4 protein-coding genes are annotated in these 6,928 nt (G+C 40.7%); 1 reads left to right on the top strand and 3 read right to left on the bottom strand.

The features are described 5' to 3' along the window. Window positions 1–109 precede the first annotated feature (109 nt). Both H6G92_RS21255 and H6G92_RS21250 read right to left on the bottom strand, forming a co-directional pair. Window positions 110–325: a hypothetical protein gene (locus H6G92_RS21255; RefSeq protein ID WP_190895578.1), complete on the bottom strand. Its 216-nt coding sequence runs from the start codon at window positions 323–325 to the stop codon at window positions 110–112. Window positions 326–1,864: 1,539 nt separating this feature from the next. Continuing rightward, entirely contained in the window at window positions 1,865–3,553 is a 1,689-nt protein-coding gene (locus H6G92_RS21250; RefSeq protein ID WP_190895588.1) for an iron uptake porin, read from the bottom strand. A gap of 302 nt (window positions 3,554–3,855) precedes the next feature. On the opposite strand from H6G92_RS21250, the gene H6G92_RS21245 reads away from it, so the two are divergent. After that, window positions 3,856–6,210: a hypothetical protein gene (locus tag H6G92_RS21245; RefSeq protein WP_190895577.1), complete on the top strand. Its 2,355-nt coding sequence runs from the start codon at window positions 3,856–3,858 to the stop codon at window positions 6,208–6,210. Window positions 6,211–6,309: 99 nt separating this feature from the next. Here the strand turns inward: H6G92_RS21245 and H6G92_RS21240 are convergent, their stop codons facing one another. Continuing rightward, window positions 6,310–6,501, bottom strand: coding sequence for a hypothetical protein (locus tag H6G92_RS21240; protein ID WP_190895576.1), 192 nt, complete (start codon window positions 6,499–6,501; stop codon window positions 6,310–6,312). Window positions 6,502–6,928: the final 427 nt, after the last annotated feature.

Raw genomic sequence — 6,928 nt, 5'->3', positions numbered from 1 at the left:
GTTTTCTGGCGCTGGCATGTTTCTATCCCGCTTGTGATCTGGGTTTCCGACTCTTGGATTTCCCATCGTTTTTTCCCTTGATGCACCTGTTGACAAGCTTACCTTTTTCTTAAGTTGTCACCAATAGCCAGAGGCTGGGAATGCCCATCAAAATCTCCGGGGTACTCCAACCACACCCGTAAGGGTCGTTGGTGATAGCGTTCGCGTAGCGTCTCGCAGAGAAGCGGTAGCGAGTCTTCTCCCAGCGTTGGGATGATAGGAGCGGCGGTGTGGACGCATCGTTGCAGGCTGTGGAAGATACTGGAATACCAGTCCTGTGAATCAAAACTCTAATCGTGAGGTTAGATGCTTCCGTTACCGCTCTTTTATTACTCTGAAAAAATAAAATATTTGTAGGTTGGGTTGAACAGAGTGAAACCCAACAAAATCAAGGATTCTTGGTGTTGGGTTACCCTGCGGTAAGCCTCTTTGCGTCTACGTTCCTCAACCCAACCTACGCCTAGATTTATAAAAACAAATCAGAAACCAATGTTTCTGATTTTTATCTCGTGAGAGTCATAAAACAGCGTTACACCGCTTGCGGTTAGCGGGAGAGCGTCACTAAGAGGCTCCCCTCCGCCTACCTGACTCGCGGCGGAAATGATGTAGGCAGCATTTCCTTTTTAGATCCTGGAAATGAGATTTTTTCCTGTCTGTTGATTTAAGTTGATACTAATAAGGAATGGCGCACCACTGATGTTGTGGGGCTGATTTTGCTTAACTAACTATATAGCAATTATCTGAACAACGTGAGTTCGACGAACCTCTCCTTGCCTTGAACCTTAGTTAAAGGCAGCCCCTCTCAAATTCAAAGAGGGAAGGTTTTGTTTAGTAAAACCAAGGAGAGGTCTTTTGATTGGGCTAATTAAACAGACACGATATGAGGTGTCAAATTCACGTTCATTACCCACAATATAAAACTATATTTTCTTGTTGCAATTCATAACTAGACCCTTTGAGTAACTATTATTTTTTGGCGAGAGCAAAATTTATAGCTGATAAAAATATCTAACTACAGAGAAATTAATATTTATGCTTTATTGGTAAGTATTTGGCAATTTGGCAGATTGTGATTAAAGTATTTTGATATATTGCAGAAATTACCAAGATGTTTTACTTATTATACAGGAGACGGGCTAACCCCCGTCTTTTTTGTTGTTCATTATTTGGCATTTTGGCATTACATTACAATCAAACTATGTTAAATTGACTAGAATGCAAATGATTAAAACATTAAGAGTCAACTAAACGAGCATTCTTTTTGTTCATATTATTTGCTAGCCTTACAACCTATTGAATTTTATTTGTGCTATTTTTCCAGAGTCCAAGGTGTATTGCTACTTTCAAGCTATTTAGACGGGATAAATAATCCCGTCTTTTATTTTGATTGCTAGTTGGGAACATCGCTTTGATGCAAGTTCTGGAAGTAAAAATCTTTCTAACTATTTTACTAACTTTAACATCTCAATAAATCTGTCGTAGCCTCTAGCCTATGGCAGATTAATTTTTTATTTTAGTATTCAGAGATACTCAGGTAATGTTCTATCAGGTTTCAGGATATTTGCACACATCCTATAGGAAGATGCCCTATGAATATAATAATGAGTAAATTAATTCGGGATGTTGTTATGCACTGGATTTATATAGAGGTTTGGCCATGAGCCAAACCTTTTTTTATATCAATTGAAAATGGAGCATGGTTTATAGGGCATTGAGTATAGGATATTTAAAAAGAGATTTTCATTGTATGTTGCGTCCACTTGGGTATAAACATCTGTAAATACTTAAGTTCAATAAGTTAAATAATATTTATGTGCAAGCGAAATTAAAAAGTAAAAGTACTCCGCAGAATCCCGATGGTAACTGAGTCACTATCTGGTGTATGTCCAGGCTCCAAGAGATGAATTATTCCTGGTGTAATACTGATGTTGTCTGTTAGCTGGAAACGATAAAATGCCTCAATTTGAGTGGTTGTCCCTGGTTGTCCACCTCCACGTCCTAAACCTGTATTGACAAAATCAGGGACATTATTCCCTAAAGGTAAGTTGCTACTGGTGATTTTAGGAGGTTGACCGACATAAATTCCTCCCAAATTTCCTTTAGCGAATAAATCAGGGAAATTCAGAAACACCATATAATTTGTCGTCTCTACATTTCCCGATCGCCCAGGAATGTAAGATTTAGTATAACCACCCCACGCACCTGCGCTAATGCGGGAAGAAATTTGCCAAGTTACAGTCGCACCCACGGCGTTGGTTTGCAAGGGTGCTGATTTTCCTGTAGTAGTATTAACTGTAGTTAAGCATTCATCGCCAACAAAGGTTAGTAAACAGCCATCTGAGGAGTAATTGTTAACGTAATACAAACTTAAATCTAGAGTATCGGTTGGTGTCAGCAGCAATTGCACGCCTGTAGTGGTGGTTCCATCAAATAAACCGCTGCTTTGACCGGGATTTCCTGGTTGATAACTAGTATAAATAGCTTGCAAACTAGCGCGTTGAGCAAATTGCCAATCAATAGCTATACCGCCGTGACCGTATCCCATATTTAAAATAGGGTTTCTTTGGGCAAAATAAGATAACGGCCCTGTTGCAGCACTTTCTACTCGATTGGGGCCTCGGAAAGCAGCTGGCATACTTACACCTTCTGTTCCCACCATCACTGCTAATTTATCTGTCACTAGCCAATGAAAATTAAGGTCACTTACAATCAAGCTATTTGTAGGAAATTCATAGCCGAGTAAAACATCATTCCGGGAAACACTATTGGTAAATCTCGGCGCAGTAGTACCTTTTCCATCTATAAGACCTATAAACAAGTAACTACTGGGAGTGATTTGACTAGTTAAATACAACTGCGCCAGAGACATAACATTAACGTTTGTCCCTGCATCATCTGTATCTTTTTGTCCATCTCTAGGATTAACATCGCCACGATTGTTAGTGCGTCCTTGAATGCCAACTATCAGTAGTCCACTGAGTTTGGTTGTTGTTGAGAATTCGTTAGCTTCGATTTCGGCGGTTCTAGCTTCTAAACTATCCATACGACCCCGCAAAGTTGCTAATTCAGGGGCAAATTCTGACTGCAATTTTTGTAATATTGCTAAATCTTCGCGGGTGACTAAATCGCTGGTGGCTGTAGTGATTAATTCGTTGACTCTATCTAGACAAGCATTCACACCGGCCGCAAATTCATACCGATTTAACGCACGATTACCGCGATAGCTGCTATCTGGATATCCGGCGATACAACCATAACGTTCTACTAGAGACTGTAATGCCTGGAATGCCCAATCGTTCGGTTGTACGTCTTTGAGTTGAGAAACCGATGTAACTTGTGCCATCGGATCTTTTGGGGAGAGGGATGGAGATGAGGGAATAATATTATCACTCTTAACTTCTGTCTCCTGGCTCCTAACTTTTAACTCCTGAGTAGTTATTGTGTTTATGTACTCTTGTGCTATTGCTTTTTGTGCAACTCCATTTACTCCCGCAATTAGTAACCATGCGAACATCCAGGTTTTGCTATGACTGCGGCTACTAATAAATCTACCTTTCAATTTTTTACACTCTGTTCACATACTTAAGTGAAGAGTGTATTCCCGATCATCTAGCGTTCACATGGGGAAATTTACGGATTTTGTCCCAAATTAGACTTAATGCTTCTGGGCAACTTCTGAAAGGGCGAGTATAACAGGGTATTAAGTACTGGGGAATGGTCGAGCCACGGGGATGTGGGGACGTGGTGAATAACTAATACCCAATCTCCAATGCCCAATACCTAATGCCTAATTTAATGGATTGATTGAAAACTAATATGGCAAATCGCTCACGCAAGCTGACGCCAAAAGCCTCTAAACTAAATAAACCTCATGCAGGTGTGATGAAACGTGTTGCTAAAAAACCCCAGAAAAACCTAAAACGGGGAAGTTGGTTGTCGTCAACGCTAGCGATCGCAATTTTGTTGAGTAGTGCTAGTCTAATTATGGCTTTTGCCTGGATTAGTGTTCTCTTTATCTTCAATCCAGATCAGGTAAGCTGGCTAAATAAAATTTTACCTGCATGGGCAAAAATCCCCCTAGGTAATCATGAACGCCCCCAAACTCTCAAACAAATTCAACTCGATTTGAGTAAAAAAAACCAAATATTTGGGAAAACTCTGCCTTTACATCAGGATGCGGAAAACTCATTTTTACTGCCAGTTTTTCAACAGCGTGCTAATTGTCAATCTGATTGTGAAAAACTTGTGGAACTTAGGGTTTACGAGCGCTCAGAGGAGTTAGAGTTTAAATCTCGGTCAGAAAATTACTACTACCTGGCGACTCAATTATCTATAACTGGGCCAGAAGAATCCTTTGTGACTTCTCCCTTGCTTGATGGGATATCAGAACCTCAGGATATCAATATTCCCCTACCTTTAACTGAGGTGCAACGCATTGAAGGTGGGACACCATTACCAGGGGTTTGGTTTAATTTGCGGGGTCAACGTCAACAAGGAACTGGTGCGATCGCCTATGGTCACATCGTATACTACAATCCAGAACGCACAAACTTATTACAAATGTTGTCTTGGACTAGTCCTAATGGACAATTGCCCAAATGGCAGCAAGTAACTGGTGATGGTACAAAAGAGTTAGTTGTTGATCAAACAGTCGGTTTAGAACCGCACTTACAGGTTTACCAAGTTAAGCCTCTGAAGTTATTCCTCAAACCAATTCAATTGGAAGCGATTACCCTTCAATCAGCAGCCCTCAAGGATTCTACATTTCAAAATGCCCTGTCAATTGCCCGTAGTGGACTGTGGACACCAGCCTTTGAATGGTTGAAATTCATCAAGAAACAACGCAAAGGAGTTTTGCCAGAGGCAGCGCAAGCGCAAATGGATTTGATTCGCTTGCACTCCCAACTTACTAAAACCCAAGCCCAGAAAAATTGGGCAAGTCCTAGTCAAGAAGCGCTAGCAGATTTGATTGATGGTCGCTGGGCAAAAGCTTTACAGGTGTTTGAAGCGTCGCCACATAATGCCCAAGAAATTGCTACCCTACTCAAAGCTGATGAAAAACGGTTGTGGAATCGCACAGTAGCAGCGTTACGGGTGAACCCAAATAGACGAGAGGTGCAAGCTTGGTTTGCCTTGATTTTAGCTGTTCAGCGGGGAGAAGGACATGCTAATTCTTGGTTGAAGGCGCAACTAAAAATTACAAAAGATGACCTTGCCTATATTCAAGGTCTGTTAGCAAAACTCAATGGTGAGGGTAAAAAGTCGCAAATATCCTCTACTCACCCCAGTCAAATTGTCGGTACGGTGCAATCAATTACTCAAGTTAATAGCACCGAATGGCTGCAACCATCCTCAGCAGACTTGAAACTCCCAGATAACCAAGTTTGGTATCAGGTAGAGGTGAGTGCATTTCATGACGGGAAACGCTGGTTAAATTCCCCCTTTGAGAATTTGAACCCACCCAAAACTTCCGCCAAATTTTTGTGGGAAACTTTGGGAATCAGTTCTGACCCTGAAATCCAGATTGTGGTCTGGTTACCAAATGGAGAACAAAAAATTACGATAGCCGCTATCAAAGCGGTGCAAGTACAGGGTAAAGTTTTACGCCTATTAGCTGCTGGCCTAAAAATTCCAGAAAATCAAAACGATGTTCTCCAACCCAAACCTTTAGCCTTGACAAATGCAGCACTGGAATGGGTACAACCATCTCCAATTACTCTACAAGAACTGCATCAACAAAATCCCCAAGGGATGAAGGTAATGTTATCGAGTCTGTGGCAATCTTTACAGCAATCTGGTGAAGTTCCGGCTGGTGGTATTCCTAGCTTTGAGCAGATGCAGGAAAAATTGGGTGATTGGCCGGTTCAAGTGATTGATTTAACAAATAACGCTCAACCAGAAATAATACTGACTATCTCAGTAGAAGCAATAGCATCCTTGAATCAGCCTACACCTGAAATTCAGGGGAAAAACACAGAGCAACGGCGTGACCGGACTATAATTTTGTCTGATAGTAATGAAGTCATTTACACTGATTTTACAGGAAATTACTTACAAAGACTCTCTGCGATCGCCAAGCTTTCAGGCGTGCAATCCTTAGCTTTATTAGTAGAAAATGCTCATAACTACAGTTTGAGGCGCTGGTCAGAGAAAAATCAGCGCTTTGAATAGCACGCCCTTACTCAAATTTACCCTTTACTCAAATTTAGATTAGAGAGGGGAAAAGCGTAGGCGTAGCCCGTCGTAGACATCGCTATCTTCAAGACCTACTTATTCTTTTTGGTTGGTTTCGGCCAGACGTTGGTGCTTCAGATTTTCCAACTGCTGCAACAGAGAATCTACCTCTGCTTGTAAATGTATCAATTTAGCTTGCTGATCGTCTTGATAATAAGACTTGGTTAACTTACTGACCCAGTTAGCCTGGGACTCGCGATCAGAAACACTAGATAAACAAGTAGGCATCGCTAATTAAATCCACAACTTAACTCACACCATTAGTAAATATTATAATAATGCTCTTTTAAGCTTTATTAAATTATTGTATATTTTCAATCAATTACTCTAATGGTTTTTAGGTTCAATCATAAGAGACGGTGAACATAATGGCTGTGTTCCTGAGAACACATCGCCCCAACTGTGCAAAACTTCTGTACAGTCGACGGTATTTAGAAATACTTAATTGATAGTCAGTAAATTATTTTTGTATTAATTATTACCGCATTTTACCTTTTTTCACTCCGTCAGCATCCCCAGCCGAATTTGTTAAACCGAAGGTCGCTGTGGCGGTTATGATAAACTGACATTCTAAATAAAAATGGCAAGTGAAACGCCTACACCACAAAAAATAATATTCTTAAGTAATATTCTTTTGGAATTAAGGGGCTGGGAA

Source organism: Nostoc foliaceum FACHB-393 (genome assembly GCF_014698505.1).
GTDB lineage: Bacteria > Cyanobacteriota > Cyanobacteriia > Cyanobacteriales > Nostocaceae > Nostoc > Nostoc foliaceum_A.
The sequence above is the reverse complement of the archived record's forward strand: the minus strand, read 5'-3'. Positions and strand labels throughout refer to the sequence as shown.

Coding starts and splice junctions, on each gene's coding strand:
- H6G92_RS21250 (WP_190895588.1), bottom strand. CDS start 3,553: ATGTTCGCATGGTTACTAATTGCGGGAGTAAATGGAGTTGCACAAAAA.
- H6G92_RS21245 (WP_190895577.1), top strand. CDS start 3,856: ATGGCAAATCGCTCACGCAAGCTGACGCCAAAAGCCTCTAAACTAAAT.
- H6G92_RS21240 (WP_190895576.1), bottom strand. CDS start 6,501: ATGCCTACTTGTTTATCTAGTGTTTCTGATCGCGAGTCCCAGGCTAAC.